Annotated in this window: 17 protein-coding genes; 9 read left to right on the forward strand and 8 right to left on the reverse strand. The window is 74.1% G+C overall.

What is annotated here, in order from left to right; genetic code table 11:
- Window positions 1–229 precede the first annotated feature (229 nt).
- The 3 genes from AB0898_RS10015 to AB0898_RS10025 form a co-directional block, all read right to left on the reverse strand.
- Window positions 230–1138 (reverse strand): hypothetical protein, encoded by a 909-nt coding sequence (locus AB0898_RS10015; protein ID WP_366802371.1) that lies wholly within the window; start codon window positions 1136–1138, stop codon window positions 230–232.
- 197 nt (window positions 1139–1335) lie between these two features.
- Window positions 1336–4476: a sacsin N-terminal ATP-binding-like domain-containing protein gene (locus AB0898_RS10020; protein ID WP_366802372.1), complete on the reverse strand. Its 3141-nt coding sequence runs from the start codon at window positions 4474–4476 to the stop codon at window positions 1336–1338.
- Window positions 4477–5158: 682 nt separating this feature from the next.
- The gene (locus AB0898_RS10025; protein ID WP_366802373.1) at window positions 5159–6085 is read right to left on the reverse strand and encodes a DUF3027 domain-containing protein; all 927 of its coding nucleotides are present in this window, start codon (window positions 6083–6085) and stop codon (window positions 5159–5161) included.
- Window positions 6086–6423: 338 nt separating this feature from the next.
- Between AB0898_RS10025 and AB0898_RS10030 the strand changes: the two genes are divergently transcribed.
- The 4 genes from AB0898_RS10030 to AB0898_RS10045 all read left to right on the forward strand — a co-directional run bounded on the left by AB0898_RS10030 (window position 6424) and on the right by AB0898_RS10045 (window position 10027).
- Entirely contained in the window at window positions 6424–7824 is a 1401-nt protein-coding gene (locus tag AB0898_RS10030) for an MFS transporter (RefSeq protein WP_366802374.1), read from the forward strand.
- 151 nt (window positions 7825–7975) lie between these two features.
- A complete protein-coding gene (locus AB0898_RS10035; RefSeq protein WP_366802375.1) occupies window positions 7976–8455 on the forward strand; it encodes a DUF2771 domain-containing protein in 480 nt (159 codons plus the stop codon).
- A gap of 14 nt (window positions 8456–8469) precedes the next feature.
- Window positions 8470–9183: a futalosine hydrolase gene (locus AB0898_RS10040; RefSeq protein ID WP_366802376.1), complete on the forward strand. Its 714-nt coding sequence runs from the start codon at window positions 8470–8472 to the stop codon at window positions 9181–9183.
- Window positions 9173–10027, forward strand: coding sequence for a 1,4-dihydroxy-6-naphthoate synthase (locus tag AB0898_RS10045; RefSeq protein ID WP_366802377.1), 855 nt, complete (start codon window positions 9173–9175; stop codon window positions 10025–10027). The genes AB0898_RS10040 and AB0898_RS10045 overlap by 11 nt, the downstream gene beginning before the upstream one ends.
- Window positions 10028–10158: 131 nt before the next feature.
- Here AB0898_RS10045 and AB0898_RS10050 read toward each other — a convergent pair whose 3' ends face one another.
- Window positions 10159–10542: a cold-shock protein gene (locus AB0898_RS10050; protein ID WP_366802378.1), complete on the reverse strand. Its 384-nt coding sequence runs from the start codon at window positions 10540–10542 to the stop codon at window positions 10159–10161.
- A gap of 165 nt (window positions 10543–10707) precedes the next feature.
- Between AB0898_RS10050 and AB0898_RS10055 the strand changes: the two genes are divergently transcribed.
- Window positions 10708–10956: a hypothetical protein gene (locus tag AB0898_RS10055; RefSeq protein ID WP_366802379.1), complete on the forward strand. Its 249-nt coding sequence runs from the start codon at window positions 10708–10710 to the stop codon at window positions 10954–10956.
- Window positions 10957–11580: 624 nt separating this feature from the next.
- On the opposite strand, the gene AB0898_RS10060 is transcribed toward AB0898_RS10055, so the two are convergent.
- Window positions 11581–12216 carry a haloacid dehalogenase-like hydrolase gene (locus AB0898_RS10060; protein ID WP_366802380.1) on the reverse strand — a complete coding sequence of 212 codons (636 nt, stop codon included), beginning with the start codon at window positions 12214–12216 and terminating at the stop codon, window positions 11581–11583.
- Between the two features lie 643 nt (window positions 12217–12859).
- A complete protein-coding gene (locus AB0898_RS10065) occupies window positions 12860–13843 on the reverse strand; it encodes a hypothetical protein (RefSeq protein ID WP_366802381.1) in 984 nt (327 codons plus the stop codon).
- 137 nt (window positions 13844–13980) lie between these two features.
- Here AB0898_RS10065 and AB0898_RS10070 point away from each other — a divergent pair, with 137 nt between their 5' ends.
- A complete protein-coding gene (locus tag AB0898_RS10070) occupies window positions 13981–16455 on the forward strand; it encodes a helicase C-terminal domain-containing protein (protein ID WP_366802382.1) in 2475 nt (824 codons plus the stop codon).
- A 60-nt stretch (window positions 16456–16515) separates the two neighbouring features.
- Window positions 16516–18180 carry a DNA repair helicase XPB gene (locus AB0898_RS10075; protein WP_366802383.1) on the forward strand — a complete coding sequence of 555 codons (1665 nt, stop codon included), beginning with the start codon at window positions 16516–16518 and terminating at the stop codon, window positions 18178–18180.
- Between the two features lie 19 nt (window positions 18181–18199).
- On the opposite strand, the gene AB0898_RS10080 is transcribed toward AB0898_RS10075, so the two are convergent.
- Window positions 18200–18397 carry a hypothetical protein gene (locus tag AB0898_RS10080; protein ID WP_366802384.1) on the reverse strand — a complete coding sequence of 66 codons (198 nt, stop codon included), beginning with the start codon at window positions 18395–18397 and terminating at the stop codon, window positions 18200–18202.
- Window positions 18398–18762: 365 nt separating this feature from the next.
- Here AB0898_RS10080 and AB0898_RS10085 point away from each other — a divergent pair, with 365 nt between their 5' ends.
- The gene (locus AB0898_RS10085; protein WP_407078319.1) at window positions 18763–20841 is read left to right on the forward strand and encodes a HelD family protein; all 2079 of its coding nucleotides are present in this window, start codon (window positions 18763–18765) and stop codon (window positions 20839–20841) included.
- 176 nt (window positions 20842–21017) lie between these two features.
- Window positions 21018–21884, forward strand: coding sequence for a hypothetical protein (locus AB0898_RS10090; protein WP_366802385.1), 867 nt, complete (start codon window positions 21018–21020; stop codon window positions 21882–21884).
- Window positions 21885–21966: 82 nt separating this feature from the next.
- Here the strand turns inward: AB0898_RS10090 and AB0898_RS10095 are convergent, their stop codons facing one another.
- Window positions 21967–22698, reverse strand: coding sequence for a copper homeostasis protein CutC (locus AB0898_RS10095; protein ID WP_366802386.1), 732 nt, complete (start codon window positions 22696–22698; stop codon window positions 21967–21969).
- Between the last annotated feature and the right edge of the window lie 82 nt (window positions 22699–22780).

Here is a 22780-nt window from a genome sequence, read left to right on the forward strand (position 1 = left end):
GGATGATCAGATCCATGACAGGTCCGCCGAGTTGTACGCCGGGCGCCCTCAAGGGCCTTATTTTGCCGACGTATTGCCAGGTCAGGGCCGGGGTCAAGAGAACTTGATCTCCGGGTCAAGACCCGACCACGGCCGCCGCCTCCGTCTTCCCCTCCGGCAGCGGGAACGCCACCGGCCCCGGAGGCTGGCTGCCTTCGGGGCCGGTGCTCGAACTCGCTTGTGGTGCGGTTTACTTCACGTCGACGAAGTCGCCCGTCGCGGTGACGGCCGGGGTGGTCGAGGTGCCGGCGAACTTGTAGCGGAAGTAGCCGTCGGCGGAGGCCTTCACCGTGGTCTTCAGGTTGCCCTTGGAGTCCGTGGTGACGGTCTTCAGCGTGGTGTAGGTGGTCGAGTTCTTCTTGCGGTACTGCAGCTGCACCGACTGCTTGGTGTAGCCGTGGTACTTGTTGTCCTCCCAGTTGGCGCGGGTCAGGGCACCGGTAACCGTGATGGTCTTGCCCTTCTTGACCGGCTCCGGGGAGGCGTTGACGGTGAGCTTGGAGTTGCGCAGGACCGAGGTCTTGCCGAGGGCGCCCTGGTCCGCCCAGGCGACGTCACCGTTCTCCGGGTCGACCGGGTCGAGGTCGAAGGCCAGCGCGGCGCCCTTCCAGGAGCCGGCGTCGGAGTTGAACAGGAAGCCGTCACCGGGGTAGATGTCGATCTTGCCGGTGCAGCTGGCGGTGGTGGTCGTCACCACCTTGCAGGTGGCGGGCTCGTCACCGAAGAGCGCGTTGTCCGCGTCGTCGTAGGAACCCTTGTAGATGAAGGGGCCGGTGGCGAACTCGTCGGACTGGATGTCGACGTCCGCGCCGTGCGTCAGCGTGTACGTGACGGTGGTGGCGACGTGGTTGGTGGTGCCCACCTTGATCGACGAAGCGATCTTGAAGTTGGAGAAGGAGGCGTCCAGCGGCGTGAGGTCGCCGTCGGACCCCGTGGCCTTGACGCCCTGCTTGGCGGCGCCGGCGTGCGCGCCCTGGAAGATCTTCACGGCCTCGCCGCGGTAGGCGGAGTCGTTGCCGGCGGCGTGCGCGGCCGTGCCGGCGAAGGCAGAGAGGGCCACGGCGCCGGTGACGGCGGCCACGGTGGCGCGAATGCGCATGTGCGTTCCCCTGCGTAATGGGGCTCCGGGACGCGTTGGCGTCCCGGAACCCAGCGATCTGGGGAGCCTGTTGGCTCACCCGATCAGACGTACGCCCGGGACGAATGGTTGTACGGATGTTGAGGATTCTGAAGTGAATTCGTGAAGACGGGATTCCACTTCGTACCGTCCGGGTTTCGTACCGCCCGGGCTCCCGGTCAGTCGAACCACCGGTCCCGCGCCAGCTCCTCCGTCCGCGACGGGTCCTCGAGGAGCGCCGCCACCTCGAAGCGCCGGGGCCACTGTCCCGCCGCCCAGGCGAGACCGGCCGCGACGCCTTCCAGAGTGGCCGCGTGCAGGACGCCGTCGTCGGTGAGCCGCCAGTCGATCTCCACGCCGTCCACGACGAGTTCGTCGTGCTCGACGTACCGAGCCGGGGTGCGCGGGCCGAGCAGCACCCGTACCGGATCCGGTACGTCGTGCTCGGCGCCCTCGGAGTCGACCGCGCCCGTGACGGACTCGCTCAGCCGCCGCACCTGGAACAGTTCGGCCAGCTCCGCGGCACGCGCGGGGCGTACCGGCAGCAGCGGCACGCCGGAGGTGAAGGGCAGCAGGTCGGGCGAGTCGACGACCACCGCGTCCCGCGCGTCCACGACGGTCACGCGGCCGTCGGTCACCGCGCGCACCTCGTCCGGCAGGGTCACCCGGTCCGGATCGAGGTCGGCCAACGAGGTGTAGAGACCGTGCAGTTGGGCCGGGGTGACCGGGCGGTCGGGGTCGGCGAGGCGGTCGAGGAGTTCGGCGGCGCCGCCGGGCTCGTCCAGGAGGGCGGCGACCGAGGTGCGTACGCCGAGGGCGCGCAGCACCTGCTCGTCCTCGAAGCCGGTGGCGTCCGCCTCGTCGTACAGCCCGCGCAGCAGCGGGTCGCCGCCCGCCGCGAGCAGTCCGGCGGGGCGGCGGCCGTCGAGCACCGGGTGCCCGCGCAGCCACCAGGCGGTGTACGGCCGTACGACCTCGTGCGTGCCGTCGGGCAGCAGGACGCGGACCGGCTGGGTGAGGGCGTCGCGCAGCGGGGGCCGGGCAAGGAGGGCGAGGGCCTCGGGCCAGTGGTCGTCGTCCACGAGGTCCAGGTCGCGTACGGCGACGAGTTCGGTGGCGACGGGCGGTACGGGGCTGTCCGGGAAGCGGTCGAGGATGTCCTCGCACCACACGTCCACCGCGTCGAGCAGTCCGGCGTCGTCGGGCTCGGCGAAGTCGCCCTCGCGGGGCTCCAGTTCGTCCGGGTCGAGGACGACGTCGGTGGCGCGGACGAGGGCGAAGTCCGCCAGCACCCCGCAGGCCGTCAAAGGCTGTCGCCCCCATCGCTCGGCCCATTCGGCGTCCACGGCGGCGAGTTCGCCGTCGCGGATGACGCGGGCGAACGGGCTGCCGGGCAGGACGAGTTCACCGGCGGGGGCGAGTTCGCCGTCCTCGTCGGGCAGGGCGAGCGCGCCGAGCCAGGGCTCGTCGCCGGGTTCCAGGCCCGCGTCGCGCACCAACGCGAGGACGGTATCGGCCAGTTCCTCGGCGTCGGGCGCGTCCTCCTCCCACAGCGCTCCGCCGTCGTCGTCCAGCGAGGCGGCCACGGCGGCCCGCACCTGCGGGGTGGTGAGCACCGCGCGCGGGGTCGCGGGCAGCGCGCCCAGCTTCTCCAGGAGCGGGTGCGCGGCGTCCGCGTGGGCGACCTTGAGGCCGAGGCGGCCGAGCACGTCGGGGTCGACGGCGGCGGTGTCCGGGGTGGGCAGCAGCACCTGGCGGGGGCCGATGGTGGTCCGGCCGGTCCCGGCGAGCGGCACGGGCAGCCCGGAGAGCCGGTCGGGGTCGATCCCGGCGAGGCTGTCGTAGAGCCGCCACCACCACTCGGGGTCCTTCTCCAGGCCGGCGAGCCGGTCGACGGCGTCCGCGAGCGGCAGCCGGGCGACGCCGAGGGCGCGCAGTTCGGGGCGCCGCTCAAGTCCTGCGGGGAGCAGGGTGGGCAGCACCTCGGCGAGGACCCGTACCGTCTGGGCGCCCGCGCCCTCCACGATCTCGGCGTCGCGCGGGCGCAGCGCCTCGGGCAGGTCCTCGTCCTCGCCCGGGGCGAGGGCCGGGGGCAGGAACGCGGTGCGCGGGAGCCGGTCGAGCACGGCCTGCCGCAGCGCGCCGTCGAGTTCGCCCTTGCCGAGCGGTCCGGGTACGAGGTAGATGGCGCCCTCGGTCACCGGGCGCCAGTCGGCGAGGAGTTCGGCGTAGGCGTCGGCGGCGCGCTGGACGAGGAAGTCGGTCAACGGGCCGGGGGCGGTGTGCCGGCGAGTGGTGTCCAGCGGGAACGACGCGATGAGCAGGGCGGGGATACCGAGGGGTTCGTCGCTGGGGGTGGGCGCGTGCAGGACGGGGCTGGTGCGGGGGCGGAACGGGCGGCCCTCGGCGTCCTCGGGCACGGCCCAGGTCACCGACCAGTGCGGGCGCAGCCGTTCCTCGACGGGGCGGTCCGCGAGCAGGCCGGGGGTGAGGGGGCCGTGCGCGGTGGTGGTGCGCCAGCGGGTGGTGCCCTCGCGGGAGTCCTCCACGACGGTGACGGCGCCGTCGGTGGTCCGGCGCAGGGTGCGGGGCTTCTCCCCGGCGATCTCGACCACGACCTCCTCAAGGCCCGGCAGGGCCAGCAGCAGGGCGTCGTCCACGGCGTCGAGCAGCCGCTCGGCCAGTCCGGCGGCGGCCGCGTCGCGCAGCGGGAGGATCACGGCGGTGTCGTACGGGTCGGGGGCGGTGCCCTCGGCGGCGAACGGCAGGCGCAGCAGGGGGACGTGGCCGTCGCGGCGGCGCACCTCGTCGCCGAGGCCGGGGCTGTGCCGGGCGGTCTGGTCGGCCAGCTCGCGGGCCTCGGCGAGGGACCAGCGGACGCCGCCGTGCCGGCCGACGATCGCGGGCTCGTCGGTGACGGCCAGGACGGCGGAGAAGCCGACGCCGAAGCGGCCGACCGCGCCGGCCGCCCCGTGCTCGTCGTCCCGGTCGCGCTTCGCGGAGGCGCGCAGGGTGGAGAGGGACTCGACGCCGACCGCGTCGAGGGGGGCGCCGGTGTTGGCGGCGATCAGCACGTTGTCGCGGAGCGTGAGGCGGAGCCGGCCGGGGACGCGGGCGCGGGCGGCGGCGTCGGCGGCGTTCTGGGCCAGCTCGACCACGAGCCGGTCCCGGTAGCCGCCGAGCGCGAGGTCCTCCTCGGCGTTGGCGTCCTCGCGAAACCGGGCGGGGCCGGCGGCCCAGGCGTCGAGGACACCGCGACGGAGTCGGGCGGTACCGAAGGGGTCGGCGCCCTCGGCCGCCGGCCGCACGTACTTGCTCACGATCACACTCTCCTCATCGGCGTGAGGTCGAAGGTACAGCGAGGGCGGGGTCCGGCCGTTCGCGGCGTACGCGCGGGCGCGGGCCGGCCGGGGCGGGCGGACGCCGCCGGTGTCCCGACGGGGAGCCGGCCGGCCCGCTCCGACAGCCCGGACAGCTCCGGACAGTAGCCGTACGTACCGGCGGGGGCGCGTGTTTGCCGCCGGGGGCGCTTGAGGTGTGCCGAGGCGGACGGTACGGGGCCGGCGTGGGGGTCCGGACTCGTGCTGCCGCGGCTGCGCGGCCGCCGGCTCGGCGTGACGTGCCCGGTCCGGATCTCCGCGTCCCTGCCGAGCCTGGACGGCGTGGCCTGCCCGAGCCCGTACCACCCCAGACCCGCCGGGCCGAGCCGTCATGGGTCCCGAACCCGGCACGCCGTATCCAGCGACCCCGGGCCGCCGCAGCCGCGTCGCGCCAGGACGCCGCACCCACCGGGCCCGGCCCGCCGCAGCCCTGTCACGCCCGGGACGCCGTACCCACCAGGCCCAGCCCGCCGCAGCCCCCTCACGCCCGGGACGCCGCACCCACCAAGCCCAGCCCGCCGCAGCCCCGTCGAGCCCGGCCCGCCCCGCACCCAACCCGCCGTACCCCGCCGTACCCCGCCGGACCGGCCCACCGAAGCACCCCGGCGAACCCCCGGAGGGACTACGCGTGGCCCAGTTCCGCCGTTTCCGCGTCGCCCGCCTCCGGGACGGAGCCCGTGTCGGGGGTGGGGCGGAGGGGGAAGGGGTCGACGAGGGTTTCGTCGATGACCGGTTCGGCCGGGCGGGGCGGGGTGGGCATGACGGCGGCCTCGGAGTGGGCGCCGCAGCCGTAGGCGAGGGAGACGACGCGGCCGTCGGCCGGGGAGAACTCGTTGGCGCAGACGCCGAAGGCCTGGCCGAGGGAGCCGCCGATGGGGTTGAGGAAACCGCAGGTGGCGCAGGTGGCGGGGGCTGCCTGGGCCATGGCGGACTTGGGGCCGAACGCCTCTTCCCAGCGGTCGGCGGCGACATGCAGGCCGTAGCGGGAGAGCACCCGGGCGCGGCGCATCCCGATCTCCTCGGCGACCGCCGTGATGGAGCCGCGCGCGGGCACCGTCGGCTGTTCGGCGGGGCTGCCGGGGGTGACGTCGGCGTCCTCCTGCTCGGCGAGTTCCGCGATGCCCTTGGCGACGACGGAGTTCGGCGGGGGCTCCTCCTCGCCGCTGAAGCCGGGCTCCAGGCGGAGGTCGCCCTCCTCGGTGGGGAGCAGGTCGCCGGGGCCGAGGTCGCCGGGGCGCAGCCGCTCGCTCCACGGCACCCACTCGGGGGCCAGGACGGCGTCGGGGCCGGGCAGCAGCACGACCTCGTCGAGGGTGACCAGCTTGGCGCGGGAGGCGCGGGCGACGGTGGCGGCCCAGCGCCAGCCCCGGTAGCCCAGCTCCTTGCACTCGAAGAAGTGGGTGACCACACGGTCACCCTCCGATGTCATCCCGATGTGCTCGCCGACCACGCCGGGCGCGGCCGCCTCCTCCGCTGCGGCGCGGGCGAGGTCGATCGCCTCGGCGCACAGGCGGTCGGGGGTGCGGCTTCGCGTGGTCGCTGCGCTCACAGGTATCGCTTCTCTCCTACGCCGTCTACGAGTGCGGATGCACTCCGGCGGTGAAGCGGACGGAGCGGACCTGTGGGCCGCATCGACGTCCGCGTCCGATCACGCGCGGGCGCACCTCTGCCATCCATTCTGCTTTATGGCTGAGATACGCACGCTACCCCGTCGCCCGTGGTGGGGGACAGTCCGCTGCCGTTCGGCGGGTTCCGCGCTCACCGGCGAAGACGCGCCGAAGAGGCCGCGCAGCGCCCCGTACGGGCCCTCCGGGCGCCCCGCGCGACCCGTACGCCGATCAACTCGCTCGGCCGCAAAACGCACATGTCCCGTCTCCTCGGGGCAGTATGAAGCTCGTGGCAGCCACGGACAGGGGGAGCGGTGGCAGCGGTTCGGGCCGCGTCGGCGGCGTCGTCCGCTCGGTCGGGCGTGCCCTGCATCTGCCGGTGACGGGTACGGCGCGCGGAATCCGCCGGGTGACGCACGCGCACGGCGCGGGCGAGTCGGGGCTCGGCAAACTGATCGAGCTGCACGCGGTGAACGGCGCCGGAGACGTGATGGTCACCGTCGCGCTCGCCTCGACGGTGTTCTTCTCGGTGCCGACCGACGAGGCGCGCGGGCGCGTCGCGCTCTACCTCGCCATCACCATGGCGCCCTTCACCGTCCTGGCCCCGGTCATCGGCCCCCTCCTGGACCGCCTCCCGCACGGCCGCCGCGCCGCCATGGCCGCCTCGATGCTGGCCCGGGCGCTGCTCGCGCTGGTCATCTCGGGCGCGGTGGCGACCGGCGCCCTGGAGCTGTACCCGGCCGCGCTCGGCGTCCTGGTCGCCTCCAAGGCGTACGGCGTGGTGCGCAGCGCGGTCGTGCCCCGGCTGCTGCCGCCCGCCTTCTCCCTGGTGAAGGCCAACTCCCGGGTCACCCTGGCGGGTCTGCTCGCCACCGGTGTGGCCGCACCCATCGGAGCGGGACTCCAGATGGTCGGCGACCCCTGGCCGCTGTACGGCGCCTTCGTGATCTTCGTGGCGGGTACGGTCCTGTCGTTCACGCTGCCGCACAAGGTGGACTCCGCCAAGGGCGAGGACGTGGCGCTGCTCTCGGCCGACGCCTCGGGCCTGCCGGGGCCGCGCGGCAGGCAGCGCGCCCGCCGTCCGGGGCTGCGCTCGGTCGGTACGGCCGTCACCCACGCCCTCGGCGCCAACGCCGCGCTGCGCTGTCTGTCCGGCTTCCTGATCTTCTTCCTCGCCTTCCTGCTGCGCGAACACCCGCTGACCGGCGCGAGCGCGGCCGTCTCGCTGGGCATCGCGGGCGTCGCGGCGGGCGCGGGCAACGCGCTGGGCACGGCGGTGGGAGCGTGGCTGAAGTCCCGCGCGCCGGAGGTCATCATCGTGACCGTGGTCGCCGTGGCGCTCGGTACGGCGGTGCTGGCCGCCGCCTTCTTCGGTGCCGTGCTGGTCGCCTGTCTGTCCGCCGTCGCCGGGTTCGCCCAGGCCCTGGCCAAGCTGTCGCTGGACGCCCTGATCCAGCGGGACGTGCCGGAGGCGGTGCGCACCTCGGCCTTCGCCCGCTCCGAGACCCTGCTCCAGGTGGCCTGGGTGCTCGGCGGCGCCATCGGCATCGTGCTGCCCCTGAACGGCACCCTCGGGCTCTCGATCGCCGCCCTGATCGTGGCGGCCGGCTGGGTGACGACCCTGCGCGGGCTGCTGGCGTCGGCGCGGCACGGGGGGCGGGCGCGGGCGCGGGTGGTGTGAGGGCGGGTCGTGGGGAGCGGGGCGCGCCGGGGCGTCCCGGGCCGCACCGGGTGCGTCCCTGGCCGTGCCGGGTGGCCCCGCCGCCGTAACGAACCGGGCACGCCGTACCCCACATGGCGGTCCCCGGCAGGGTGCCCGATAGCCTTCGGCCATGACCTCGCTGCAATCCCGCTCGCGACGCCGCCGCGCCGTCGCCGTCGCCGGTGCCGTTTCCGCCGGACTGCTCGCCCTGTCGGCCTGTGACAAGCCGACGCCCGTCGCGACGGTGACCGTCGGCGACAGCTCGGTCAACTCCGAGGCCGTCTGCTGGAACGACGGCAAGGCGCTCGACGCGCAGTCCCTGGCGAAGTGCGCCAAGAAGGCCGGCGACATCAAGTCGATCGACGTGGACCAGGACAGCACGGTCCGCATCGGCGTCGACCCGAAGATCGCGGACGAGGGCTGGACCCTGCTGGTGAACGGCCGCCAGTTCACCGACGCCAGCAAGAAGACGTACCGCACGATCCCGAGCAGCGCCTTCTTCAACGCGCAGTACGGCACCCAGGGCAACACGAACACCGTGTCCGTCCAGATGGGTGAGAAGGCCCCCAAGGGCGTGTGGAGCTTCAAGGTCAAGAAGACCGACTCCTGACCCCGGCACCCGCCATGAACGCCCGCGTCCTCGTCGCCACCGCCGTCCCCGCCGAACGGGACGCGGTGGCACGGGCGTTTGCGGGCACGGCCGGGGAACTGCGCCTGCCGGGCGTGTCCCTGGTCCGTACGGCCGCCGGGTGCGATCTGCTGGCCGCGGGCGTGGGTCCCGCGCTCGCCGCCGCCTCCACCGCGACCGCGCTGACGGCGGCCGCCCTCGCGGGCACCCCGTACCGCCTGGTCGTCTCGGCCGGGATCGGCGGCGGCTTCCTGCCGGAGGCCCCCGTCGGCTCGCTGGTCGTGGCGGACGCGATCACCGTCGCCGACCTGGGCGCCGAGACCGCGGACGGCTTCCTGCCGGTCACCGGACTCGGCTTCGGCACCGTCACCCATACGCCACCGAAATCAGCCGTACGAGTGACAGTCGAGGCCACCGGGGCCCGTACCGGCACCATCCTGACCGTCTCCACGGTCACCGGCACCGCCGCACGCGCCGCCGAGCTGCGCGCCCGTCATCCGCGCGCCCTGGCCGAGGGCATGGAAGGCTTCGGGGTGGCCGAGGCCGCCGCCGCGCACGGGGTGCCCGTCCTGGAGATCCGCGCGGTGTCCAACCCGGTCGGCCCGCGCGACCGCGCCGCCTGGCGCATCGGCGACGCGCTCGCCGCCCTCACCGAGGGCTTCGGGAAGATCGCGCCCGTCCTGGAGAGTTGGAACCCGCATGACCAGTGAATCCGCGCCGCTGCAGATCGCGTACTCGCCCTGCCCCAACGACACCTTCGTCTTCGACGCCCTCGCCCACGGCCGCGTCCCCGGCGCCCCCGCGCTGGACGTGACCTTCGCGGACATCGACCTCACCAACGGCATGGCCGAGCGCGGCGAGTTCGACGTGCTGAAGGTGTCGTACGCCGTCCTGCCGTACGTCCTCGACGAGTACGCCCTGCTGCCCTGCGGCGGCGCGCTCGGCCGGGGCTGCGGGCCGCTGGTGCTCACGCGGGAGGCGGGGGCCGACCTGACCGGGCGTACGGTCGCGGTGCCGAGCGAGCGTTCGACCGCGTACATGCTCTTCCGGCTGTGGGCCGCCGACACCCTGCCCGGCGGGGTCGGGGAGATCGTGGTCATGCCGTTCCACGAGATCATGCCCGCCGTGCGGGACGGCAAGGTGGACGCCGGACTCGTCATCCACGAGGCGCGGTTCACCTACCGGGAATACGGGCTGCACAAGCTCGCCGACATGGGCGAGCACTGGGAGCGGACGACCGGGCTGCCGATCCCGCTCGGCGCGATCATCGCCAAGCGGTCGCTGGGCGCGGAGGCCCTGACCGGGCTCGCGGACGCGATCCGCGGCTCCGTCCGGGCCGCCTGGGACGACCCGGAGGTCTCCCGGCCGTACGTCATGGCGCACGCGCAGGAGATGGACCCGGCCGTCGCGGACCAGCACATCGGGCTGTACGTCAACGAGTTCACCGCCGACCTCGGTGAGGACGGGTACGCGGCGATCCGGGGCCTGCTGACACGAGCGGCGGCCGAGGGACTCGTACCGCCGCTCGGGCCGGGGGCGCTGGCGTTTCCGTAGGTCTCGCTTCGCTGGGAGGTGGCTACGGGGTGGGCGTCCGGCAGGGGCCGGGCGTCCGGGGGGTCTTGTGGCTGGGGGTCTTGTGGCTGGGGGTCTTGTGGCTGGGGGTCTTGTGGCTGGTGTCGCGGAGGTCAGACGTCCAGCTGGTCCGCGACCGCGCGCAGGAGACCGGCGATCCGCTTGCCCGCGGTGCGCTCCGGGTAGCGGCCGTCCTCCAGCTGCGGTGTGATCTTCTCCAGGAGCGTCGTCAGGTCCTGCACGATCGAGGCCAGCTCGTCCGGCTTCTTGCGCTGGGCGGCGGCGACGGACGGGGTGGGCTCCAGAACGGTCACGGAAAGCGCCTGGTCGCCGCGCTGACCGGCGACGACTCCGAACTCCACGCGCTGTCCCGGCTTGAGTGAATCGACTCCGGCGGGGAGAACCGAGGAATGCACGAAGACGTCACCGCCGTCGTCGCGGGAGAGAAAGCCGAAGCCCTTCTCGCTGTTGAACCACTTGACCTTGCCGGTAGGCACGTCTGTCCTCGTCCTCGTGCTCGTCGGGAGAACTGCTCGGAAAACTGCTCTGGATAGCAGTGGAGCGGGTCGGCTCTGACCCGCTGACACCAAGGCTAATGGTCTGTGAGCGGCTGACAAGACGTCGCCCGGTTGTTCCCTTGCGCTGGGAACTACCCTGGTCCGGTGCGTGACAAAACCCAAACGAATTCCGCCGGGCCCGGTGACGGACTGATCCGCGCCGGAGTCATCGTGTTCTTCGCCGGCGCCCTCGCCACACTGGTCACAGTGACCCCCCTCTTTCTCGGCGCCAAACCCTTTCCCACCTACATGTTCGGCCTCAGCATGCTCATGGCCGTCGGTTTCCTGACGGCGGGGGCCGGCGTACTGCGGTCGGCGTCGGCGGGCCGCAAACAAGCGAGGGCGCTGCGCTAGGCCTTGGCGGGGCTGTCTTGTGACTCCGGGTCGGGGTGGGGGTGCCTGAGCCGGGGGGGCTTTGTGCGCCGGCACGGGATTCGAGCTGGGCTCGGGTTGGGTGCGGCGTGGGCTTTGGCGTGGGCCGGCGGCTTTTGTGACGCCGGGTCGGGGTGGGAGTTGGCCCGGGCCGGGGTGCTTTGTGCTGCGGCCGGGGGGGTCGAGCTGGGCTCGGGTGGAGTGCGCGGGCGCGGGTCTTGGCGTGGGCCGGGGGCTTTTGTGACGCCGGGTCGGGGTGGGAGTTGGCCCGGGCCGGGGTGCTTTGTGCTGCGGTGGGGGGTCGAGCTGGGCTCGGGTGGAGTGCGCGGGCGCGGGTCTTGGCGTGGGCCGGGGGCTTTTGTGACGCCGGGTCGGGGTGCGGGCTGGCCCGGGCCGGGGGTGGTTCGCGCGTCGGCGGGGGTTCGGGCTGGGCTCGGGTGAGGTCGCGGGTGCGGACTTTGGCCTGAATCCCGGCCGCAGGCCCGGCCCGGGAGCACGGGGCCAGCGGGCGCCCGTGGTCACTGGAGCTGGGCTCAGCCTGGGAGCGTGGCCCGGTGGGCGCCGGTCAGTTGGTCGGGGCCGTGTGGGACGGGTGGTTCTACGAGGTCAGGCGCGGGGTGCTTTCAGGTGGGACTCCAGCCACGCGGGGAACGCGTGGAGGTTGGGCAGGACCACGTTCGCGCCTGCTGAGGTGAGTTCGGCGTGGTCGCACGGGCCCGTGGTGACGGCTACCGAGAGGGCGTCGGCCGCGTGGGCGCCGCGGACGTCGCCCACGTGGTCGCCGACGTACACCCCCGCGCCGTACTCGCGGAGCGCCTCCGCCTTCTGCTCGGCCCAGAGGTCGCCCACCACCACATCCGGCTCGATGCCTAGGTGGGCGAGGTGGAGCTTGGCGTTCGGCTCGTACTTGGCGGTCACGACCATCGTGCGGCCCCCGGCGGCCCGTACCGCCTCGATCGCCTCGCGCGCCCCGGCCATGGCGGGCGTCGCGGCGATGGCGTGGGAGGGGTACATCTCCCGGTACAGATCCGCCACCTCCGGCACCCGCTCGGCCGGGAACCAGTTCCCCAGTTCCTCGGCGAGCGGCGGCCCCAGCCGCGTCACCGCGAGGTCGGCGTCGACGTACACACCCGTCCGCTCGGACAGCGCGAGGTAACACGCCCGGATGCCCGGCCGCGAGTCGATGAGCGTCATGTCGAGGTCGAAGCCGACGGTGAGGACGGGGACGGGGCTCGCAGTCATCGGGCCATTGTGCCGGGTGCCCTCCGGGCGGACACCACCTGGTCATCGGCCGAGCAGTCGCCGCCCGGCGGTACAGCCAGGGCAACCCCGGTGCGGGCCGCGCGACGGACCGCCCAAGGGGCCGAGCGGGACTCGATTCCGGCCCGGCCATGGACGCCCCTGGGCCGGCCCAGCCCCATCAGCACCGATTCGTCCACACCTGTCGTACGGCGAACCGCCGGCTCACCGGCAGATCAGCCGACGCAACCGGGCGGCACCCGCTTCCGGCCCGGTCGCGAACGCCCCCGGCAGCCACCGGCCCCCTCGGCGCGGGCCGCGTGACGACCCGCCGGGCCACGCGGCAGACGAGCCCACGGGGCCGAGCGGAACTCGATTCCGGCCCAGCCGTGGGAGCCCCGGGCGGGCCCAGCCCGTCGCCCTTGGTCCCTCGACACCAGCCGCGTGACGACCTCCCGGCCCACGCGACGGCCCCGCCCGCACAGCCGAGCGAACCTCCGTTCCGGCCCCGCCGTAGACACGGCCGCCCCAGCTCCTGGACGCGCGTCGTACGGCGAACCGCCAGGCCATCGACAGACCAGCCCCCTCGGCGGCCAAGCACTCCCAAGCCCAGCCACACCCCTACCCCCCGCGAACCGCCGGACGGCTACCGCCGGCGCTGCGACCGCCACAGCAGGAACACCGCCGACGTCACCGCCGCCCCCCGCACCACCCACGGCCACGTCTCCGTGATGGCCCCGGACAGGTGGTCGGAGGGGAGGGGGGTGCCCCAGTGGCCCGTGGTGCGGCCCCAGAGCCAGAGGAGGGCGGTGGCGGCGGAGAGGGCGGGGATGATCATGACGGCCCATTTGGTCTCGGCCGGGGTGAGGCGGCGGGAGCCGTAGGCGATGAGCCAGCCGAGGACGAGGACGAACCAGTTGCCGAGCACCGCGCCGGCCACCAGGGCGGCGGCCGCGAGCAGGAGGAGCGGGTTGGTCCAGCCGGCGGCCGGGCGGAGCGGGAGCAGACGGAGGAGGCGGGCGCGGCGGGCGGGCTCCGGTTCGGGGGCGGCTTCCTCCTCGGCCGGCTCGGGCTCCGGGTCCTTAGGGGGCCGCCTGAGCAGCTCCGGGATCTCCACGCCGCCGACGAACCCCGGTACGGAGTCCGCCGCGCCCGCGCCGAAGGGGCTGTTGTCGACGCGCCACCAGTCCGGGCGGGTGACGGAGTCCCCGAGTTCGTCGGCCGACGCGAGGTGGGGCGGGGCGGGGGCCTGCGGCCGGGGAGCCTGGGCCTCGGGCGCGGCCGGGCGCCGGCCGGGGAACGTACCGCGCAGGGACTTCAGCCCCTTCGGGCGTTCCGCCGGCTCCGGCTCCGGGTCGCGCTGGACCGGGACCGCCGCGGCGGGACCCTGCGGGACACTCCCGGCGCCGCCCGCGGACGCCACCACCTCGTCCGGGCTGCCGAGCCGGTCCAGGATGCGGCGGACGGCGGCGGGCGAGTCCACCGTCACCTGTGACCGGTGCCGGTCGATCTGGTTGCGCAGCTCGGACACCAGCCGCATCCGTGTCGCCGACGGCAACTGCCGCTGCTGCGCGACGTCTCCGACGCGGCTCAGATACTCGTAGACGACCTGGTCGCTCTCGATCCCCAACGAAATCCCTCCGGGGCAACGGCGGTGAAACCCCGTGAGGAAGGTAGCGCAGAGCGGCGCCCACCGGGACGTACCGGCCCGGGCGCGGTGCCGGGGGGCCGCAGCCGGGCGGGACCGCAGCCGCTACCGTGGGTCAGATGAGCCCTGAGGCCCCCTCATCCCCCCGGTCCCTCGCGGAGGCGCTCCGCGCGCGGGACGACGCCTCGCTCGCCGCGCTGCTGCGCCGCCGACCCGACCTCATCACCCCCGTGCCCAGCGACCTCACCCAGCTGGCCACCCGCGCCGGTACCCGCGCCTCGGTGCTGCGCGCCCTGGAACGGCTGGACCGGTTCGCCCTCCAGACCGCGCAGGCCCTGGCCGTCGCCCCGGACCCGGCGCCGTACGACACCCTGCTCGGGCTGCTGGCCGGGGACGACGGGGACACGGCCGTCGCCGACGCGCTGCCCCGCACCGTCGCCTCCCTGCGCGAGCAGGCGCTGCTCTGGGGCGACGACGACCGGCTGCGCCTGGTGCGCACCGCCCGCGAACTGCTCGCCCCCTCCCCCCAGCACCCCTCCCCGACCGGGCTCGGCCCGACCGTGCGGGAGGCCACCTCGGGCATGTCGCCGGGGCGGATGCAGGAGATCGTCGCCACCGCCGGGCTCCGCTCCACCCATGACTCGGTGTCCGCCGTCACCGCGCTGACCACCCTCTTCACCGACCGCAAGAGGATGGCCGCGCTGCTCGACGGCGCCCCGGAGGCCGCCCGCGAGGTGCTGGTCCGGCTGATGTGGGGGCCGCCGTACGGCCAGGTCACCGCCGATCCGGCCGCCCATCTGCGCTGGCTGCTGGACCGGGGGCTGCTGCTGCCGACCGCGCCCGGCACCGTCGTCCTGCCCCGCGAGGTCGCCCTGCACTTGCGCGGGGGCCGCGCGCACCGGATGCCCGAACCGCTGCCGCCCGCCGTCGAACCGGCCGCCACGCACAGCCCGCGGGTCGTCGACTCCACCGCCGCCGGGCAGGCCTTCAGCGCCCTCGCCACCATCGAGGAGCTGCTGAAGTCCTGGAACCAGGGCGGTCCCGCCGTCCTGCGCGCGGGCGGCCTCAGCGTGCGCGACCTCAAGCGCACCGCCGTCGCCCTCGACCTGTCCGAACCCGTCGCCGCCTTCTGGGTGGAACTGGCGTACGCCGCCGGTCTCCTCGCCTCCGACGGCGAGGCCGACGAGCGCTACGCCCCCACCCCCGCCTACGACACCTGGCTGGAACTGCCCCCCGCCGAGCGCTGGGCCCACCTCGCCGGGACCTGGCTGACCGCCACCCGCACGTCGGGGCTGATCGGCGGCCGGGACGCCAAGGACCGCACGCTCTCCGCGCTCGGCCCGGGTCTCGACCGCTCGGCGGCGCCCGAGGTACGGCGCCGGGTGCTGATCCTGCTCGCCGGGCTCCCGGAGGGGGGCGCCCCCTCCGCCGAGGCCGTACTCGCCCGGCTGGCCTGGGAGCGGCCCCTGCGCGGACCGCAGCGCGACGGCACCGAGGACCTGCGCGCCCGGCTCGCCCGCTGGACCCTCACCGAGTCCGAGGCCCTCGGCGTCACGGGCCGGGGCGCCCTCTCCGGCCAGGGCCGCGCGCTGCTCGGACCGGTGGACGCGGCGGACGGCCCCGACGCCGAGCCCCTCTCCGCCGCCGAACAGGCCACCGCCACCACGGCCGCCGCCCGGCTGCTCGCCCCGCTCCTCCCCGAACCCCTCGACCACGTGCTGCTCCAGGCCGACCTGACCGCGGTGGCACCCGGCCCGCTGCGCCGGCCCCTCGCGGACGTGCTCGGGGTGCTCGCGGACGTGGAGTCCAAGGGCGGCGCGACCGTGTACCGCTTCACCCCCGGCTCCGTGCGCCGCGCCCTGGACGCCGGGCAGACCGCCGCCGACCTGCACGCCTTCCTCACCGAGCACTCCCGCACCCCCGTTCCGCAACCGCTCGCGTATCTGATCGACGACGTGGCCCGCCGCCACGGCCACCTCCGGGTCGGCGCCGCCTCGTCCTACGTCCGCTGCGACGACGACGCCGTGCTGAACGAGATCCTGGCCGACAAGCGGGCCGCCGCCCTGCGTCTGCGCCGCCTGGCCCCGACCGTGCTGGCCGCGCCGTGCGACCCGGCCACGCTCCTGGAGGGGCTGCGCGGGATGGGCTACGCCCCCGCCGCCGAGTCCGCCGAGGGCGATGTGCTGATCGCCCGCGCCGACGCCCACCGCACCCCGCCGCGCACCGCGCCCGACCCCGTCCCGGACGGCCCGCCGCCGCCCGACAGCACGCTGCTGACGGCGGCGATCCGCGCGATTCGCGCGGGCGACCTGGCCGCGACCGCCCCACGCAAGAGCACCGGCACCGAACTCGCCGGCGGCGAGCTGCCCCGCACCAGCCCCGCCGACACCCTGGCCACCATGCAGGCCGCCGTCATGACCGGCGACGCCGTGTGGATCGGCTACGTCAACGCCGAGGGCGCCGCCAGCCAGCGCGTCGTCGCCCCGATCCGCGTCGAGGGCGGCTTCGTGACCGCGTACGACCACACGGCCGACGAGGTCCGCACCTACCCCCTGCACCGGATCACGGGAGTGGCCGAGCTGGCGGAGGACTGACCCGCTTCCTTCACGCATCGGGCACACTGGAGGTTTGGCCGTGCGGAAGGAAGTCATCAGGTGAACGGTCCGCTGATCGTCCAGTCCGACAAAACGCTGCTCCTGGAAGTCGACCACGAGCGGGCCGACGACTGCCGTCGCTCCATCGCGCCCTTCGCCGAGCTGGAGCGGGCGCCGGAGCACATCCACACCTATCGGGTGACGCCGCTCGGCCTGTGGAACGCGCGGGCCGCCGGGCACGATGCCGAACAGGTCGTGGACGCGCTGGTGGAGTACAGCCGGTATCCGGTGCCGCACGCGCTGCTCGTGGACATCGCCGAGACGATGGACCGGTACGGCAGGCTCACCCTCACCAAGCACCCCGCGCACGGGCTCGTCCTCTCCACCACCGACCGGCCGGTCCTGGAGGAGGTGCTGAAGTCCAAGCGGATCGCCCCGCTGGTCGGCGCCCGGATCGACGCGGACACGGTCGCCGTGCACCCCTCCGAGCGCGGCCAGATCAAGCAGACGCTGCTCAAGCTGGGCTGGCCGGCCGAGGACCTCGCCGGGTACGTGGACGGCGAGGCGCACCCCATCGACCTGGACGAGGACGGCTGGGCGCTGCGGCCGTACCAGAAGCAGGCCGTGGAGAACTTCTGGCACGGCGGCAGCGGTGTCGTCGTGCTGCCCTGCGGTGCCGGAAAGACGCTGGTCGGCGCCGGGGCCATGGCGCAGGCCAAGTCCACCACCCTGATCCTCGTCACCAACACCGTCTCCGCCCGGCAGTGGAAGCACGAGCTGGTGCGGCGGACCTCGCTCACCGAGGACGAGATCGGTGAGTACAGCGGGACGAAGAAGGAGATCCGTCCCGTCACCATCGCCACCTACCAGGTGCTGACGACCCGGCGGAAGGGTGTCTACCCCCACCTCGAACTCTTCGACTCCCGCGACTGGGGACTGATCCTCTACGACGAGGTCCATCTGCTTCCCGCTCCCGTCTTCAAGTTCACCGCCGACCTCCAGGCGCGCCGGCGGCTCGGGCTGACCGCGACGCTGGTCCGCGAGGACGGCCGCGAGTCGGACGTGTTCTCCCTGATCGGGCCCAAGCGGTTCGACGCGCCCTGGAAGGAGATCGAGGCGCAGGGCTACATCGCGCCCGCCGACTGCGTCGAGGTCCGCGTCAACCTCACCGACTCCGAGCGGCTCGCCTACGCCACCGCCGAGGCCGAGGAGAAGTACCGCTTCTGTGCGACCACCGCGACCAAGCGGAAGGTCACGGAGGCGATCGTGCGCAAGTTCGCCGGGCAGCAGATCCTGGTCATCGGGCAGTACATCGACCAGCTGGACGAGCTGGGCGAGCATCTCGACGCGCCCGTGATCAAGGGCGAGACCTCCAACGCCCAGCGCGAGAAGCTCTTCGACGCCTTCCGCGAGGGCGAGATCAGCGTGCTCGTGGTCTCCAAGGTCGCCAATTTCTCCATCGACCTGCCCGAGGCCACGGTCGCCATCCAGGTGTCCGGCACCTTCGGCTCGCGCCAGGAGGAGGCCCAGCGGCTCGGCCGGGTGCTGCGGCCCAAGGCGGACGGGCACCGGGCGCACTTCTACTCGGTCGTCGCCCGCGACACCATCGACCAGGACTTCGCCGCCCACCGCCAGCGGTTCCTGGCCGAGCAGGGCTACGCCTACCGGATCGTGGACGCCGACGACATCCTCGCGGAAGCAGCCGAGGGGCAGACCGAGGGCTAGACCGCGAAAGGCAGGGGCGTCACTTGCGGCGGACGACGCCCGCCTCCTCGCCGTACTCCCCGAGTATCACCACGCCGAAGGCGGCCTGCGCGTACACCTTGACCGCGCGCAGGACGTCGCCGAGCAGGTGGCGGTGGGAGGCTCCGGCGAGGGCCGTGGCGCCGTTCGGCGGGCGGGCCTGGAGCGGGTGGACGGGATGCATGGCTGCTGCGCTCATGTCTCCATGGTGGGACTTCGGCCATCGGAGTGGTATCGGCTCACGGGTGGGTCTTCGCGGCGTCCGTCTGGGCCCGAGGGTGGAGATCCACCCCTCCACCCTCAGGGCCCGGTCCCCTAGGGGACACAGCACCGCCACGGCCCCACCGCAACCCGGCCGCGGCCCCGCGCCCCGCTCCCGTACCGCCCCGCTCCCGTACCACCCCCGCCCCACGCTCCGGCCGGCCCCATATCCATTGGCCCCCGCTCCCCCGTCCCCTCTACAATCTCCGCTCTTGCCCGCCTCCACCTCGGAGTGCCGCCGTCCGGACGGCAACCGGACGGCACCGTCACCGCCACGCAGCAGGCCCACCCGGAGGCACCCCTTTGTCCGCGACCGCCCATGACCCGCTCGCCGGCCACCACGACACGCCCGACGACGACCCCCTGGCCCGCGAACGCGCCCACCTCTCCGCGTCCCGTTCCGCCCTGCGCGCCATGCGCGAGGACGCCCAGTCGCTGAACATCAAGGACGTCACCGCGAACTGGGTCAACGCGGCGGTGCTCGCCCGCCAGATCGAGGACCGGATCAAGGCGCTGGCCGACCTCAGCGACACCCCGCTGTTCTTCGGGCGGCTGGACTATCTGCACGCGCCGGGGGTGGATCAGGCGGAGGGCGCGGAGGGCGAGGAGTTCTACATCGGGCGCCGGCACGTGCACGACGCCGACGGTGATCCCATGGTCATCGACTGGCGCGCCCCGGTCTCGCAGCCGTTCTACCGCGCGTCCAAGAAGGACCCGATGGACATCGCGCTGCGCCGCCGCTTCGGCTACACCGGCGGCGAGCTGACCGCGTACGAGGACGAGCATCTGTCGGACCCGGCGGAGGCGTCGGCCACCAGCAAGCTGCTCCAGCAGGAGATCGAGCGGCCCCGCGTCGGCCCCATGCGCGACATCGTCGCGACCATCCAGCCCGAGCAGGACGAGATCGTCCGCAGCGGGCTCGGCGGCACCGTCTGTGTGCAGGGCGGCCCCGGCACCGGCAAGACGGCCGTCGGCCTGCACCGCGTCGCCTACCTGCTCTACGCCCACCGGGAACGCCTCGCCCGCACCGGCACGCTGGTGATCGGGCCGAACCGGTCCTTCCTCCACTACATCGAGCAAGTCCTGCCCGCTCTGGGTGAGTTGACCGTGCAGCAGGCCACCGTGGACGACCTGGTCGCGCACGTGGAGGTACGCGGCACGGACGACGCCCGCGCGGCCGTGATCAAGGGCGACGCCCGGCTGGCCGAGGTGCTGCGCCGGGCGCTGTACTCGCATGTGACGATGCCGGCCGAGCAGGTGCTCGTCGTGCGCGGCTCGCGACGCTGGCGGGTACCGGCGTACGAACTGGAAGAGATCGTCCGGGAGTTGCTGGCACGCGACATCCGCTACGGCGCCGCGCGCGAGGCACTCCCGCAGCGGATCGCGCACGCGGTGCTGGTGCAGATGGAGCGGTCCGGCGAGGCCCCCGACGACCGGGTGCAGGACTCGGTGGCGCGCAACAGCGCGGTCAAGGCGGCCGTCAAGTCGGTCTGGCCGCAGGTCGATCCGGCGAAGCTGGTGCTGCGGCTGCTGACCGACGAGGCGTTCCTCGCCGAGCACGCGGCGGGCATCCTGGACGAGGACGAGCAGAAGGCGATCCTCCGGGCCAAGCCGGTGCGCAGCGTGAAGTCCGCCAAGTGGTCCGCGGCGGATGCCGTGTTGGTGGACGAGGCGGCCGACCTGATCCAGCGCACGTCCTCGCTCGGCCATGTCGTGGTGGACGAGGCGCAGGACCTGTCCCCCATGCAGTACCGGGCCGTCGGCCGCCGCTGCACGACCGGTTCGGCGACCGTCCTCGGCGACCTCGCGCAGGGCACCACCCCCTGGGCAACGCGGAGTTGGGAAGAGGCACTGGGTCATCTCGGCAAGGCGGACGGCGTGATCGAGGAGCTGACGGCCGGTTTCCGCGTGCCGACGGACGTCATCACGTACGCCTCCCGGCTGCTGCCGCACATCGCGCCCGGTCTCACGCCGGTCGCCTCGGTGCGGGAGAACCCCGGTTTCTTCGAGGTGCGTACGGCCGAGGGTTCGGACGAAGTGATCGCCGCCTGCGAGGAGTTGCTGCGCAACGAGGGCTCGACCGGTCTCATCGCGGCCGACGCCCGTATCCCCGCGCTCGCCCAGGCGCTGACGGCGGCCGGGATCGGCTTCCTCGCACCGGGTGAGGAGACCACCCGCGAGACCCGGCTGACCCTGGTACCGGCCTCGCTGGCCAAGGGACTTGAGTACGACTACGTCGTACTGGACGAGCCGCAGGCCGTGGTGGACGGCGAGCCCGACGAACGCACCGGCCTGCGGCGGCTGTACGTCTCCCTGACCCGTGCGGTGTCGGGCCTGATCGTCACGCACACGGCCGCGCTGCCCGCGCAACTGGCTGGATAGGGTTGGCCGGGTCCCCGTCACCTCACCTCCGTGCAGAAGGACCCCCGTTGAGCGTGCCGCCGCCTCCCGCCTCCCCCGCTCCGCAGCCGTACCCGAACGGGCCGGGGGGTGCGCCGGCCGGGGGGCCGCCCGGTCCCTACGGGTATCCGGGGGTGCCGGGGCAGCAGCCGCCGGGAGTGCCGGGACCGTACGCGCAGGCGCCCGGGCCGTACGCCCAGCCGCCGGGACAGCCGTACCCGCAGCCGACCGGACAGCCGTACCCGCAGCAGCCGGGGCAGCCGTACCCCCAGCCCCCCGGCCCGTACGCGCACGTGGCCGCCGCGCCGCCGTATCCGCAGGCTCAGGGTCCGTATCAGGGTGTTCCCGGACAGGCCGCGTACCCGGTGCCGCCCTCCCCCTACGGGGTGGGTCAGGGGGCCTGTCAGGTGTGCGGGGCCGCGCCCGCCGGGGCGGTGACCGTCCGGGGGCATCAGGGCATGATCGTGTTCATGCGGATGCTGCGGCGCAAGGGGGTGTTCTGCCGGCCGTGCGGGCTCGCCATGTTCCGCGACATGCAGGCGAACACGCTGATCGCGGGGTGGTGGGGGCCGATGTCGGCCCTCATCACGCCGGTCGTGCTGCTGCTGAACCTCGGCGCGCTGTCCCGGATCAAGAAGCTGCCGGAGCCGGTCACCCCCGGCCCGCGTCCCCCGCTGGACCCGGGGCGCCCGGTGTTCCGGCGGCCGCAGGGCGTCCTGGCCCTGATACCGCTCGGTCTGCTGGCCCTGCTGGTCCTCGCCGTCCCGCTGCTGATGATCATCGGCGCGGCCTCGGACACGGGCAGGCCCCGGCCGCTGACGGCCGGGTCTTGCGTCCACAACGACGGCACGGTCACCGACCAGGACCTCAGCGCCGTGCCCTGCGACTCCGCCGAGGCGCAGTACCGCCTGCTCTACCAGTCCGGCGACAAGTGCCGGCCGGGTGACTACCTGGCGGACCCGGAGTACAGCGCGGACGGTGTGACGGTGCTGTGCCTGCGGCCGCTGGACGCGACGGACGAATAACCCGACGCGGACGGCACGGACGGCACGGGTGGCACGGGTGGCACGGGTGGCACGGGTGGCGCCAACAGCGCGGCCCGCCCGGTCAGTTCCCCGGACTGCCCACGGCCGCGCCGGCCGGTACCGCCTCCCCGTCCAGCTCGGTCCGCCACCGGGCCACCGCCTCGGCGCAGACCGGCCCCTGCCAGCCGCCGGGGCGGGCCGCGCCGCCGATGTGGAAGGCGTCGATGCCGGCGGCGCGCAGACGGGGGACGTGGTCGAGGCGGAGGCCGCCGCCGACCATGATGCGGGGCTCGTAGCCGGGGCGTCCGGTGTGCGCGGCCTCCGCCACCAGCGTGCCGAGGCCGTCGTCCACCCCTCCGGGTGCGCCCGCCGTCAGATAGGTGTCGAGTCCGGGCAACCCCGTCAGGGTCGTGCGCAGGGCGTCCCGGTCGGCGGCGCGGTCGATGGCGCGGTGGAAGGTCCACGGGCTGCCGTCGAGCGCGGCGACCACGCGTTCCACGGCGGCCAGGTCCACATCCCCTACGGGGTCGAGGAAGCCGAGTACGAACTGGTCCGCGCCCGCGTCCCGCAGCTCACCCGCGACCCCGACCAGCCGGTCCACGTCCCCGGCCGCGAAGCCGTCCGACAGCCGCAGCATCACGCGCAGGTCGATCGCGACGGCGTCCCGGATCGCGGCGACGACGGCGGGCGCCGGGGTGAGCCCGTCGGCCGCCATCTCGGTGACCAGCTCCAGCCGGTCCGCGCCTCCGGCCTGAGCGGCCACCGCGTCCTCGGCGTCGAGGGCGATCACCTCCAGGACTGCACGCTCACTCATGCGAACCCTTCCGTCGATGGCCCCCGAGCCGGGCACAGGTCTAGTCCAATCTCAGGGTACGTCGGAAGGACACCTCGCTGTA

This window comes from Streptomyces sp. NPDC005435 (assembly GCF_040703155.1).
Lineage (GTDB): Bacteria > Actinomycetota > Actinomycetes > Streptomycetales > Streptomycetaceae > Streptomyces.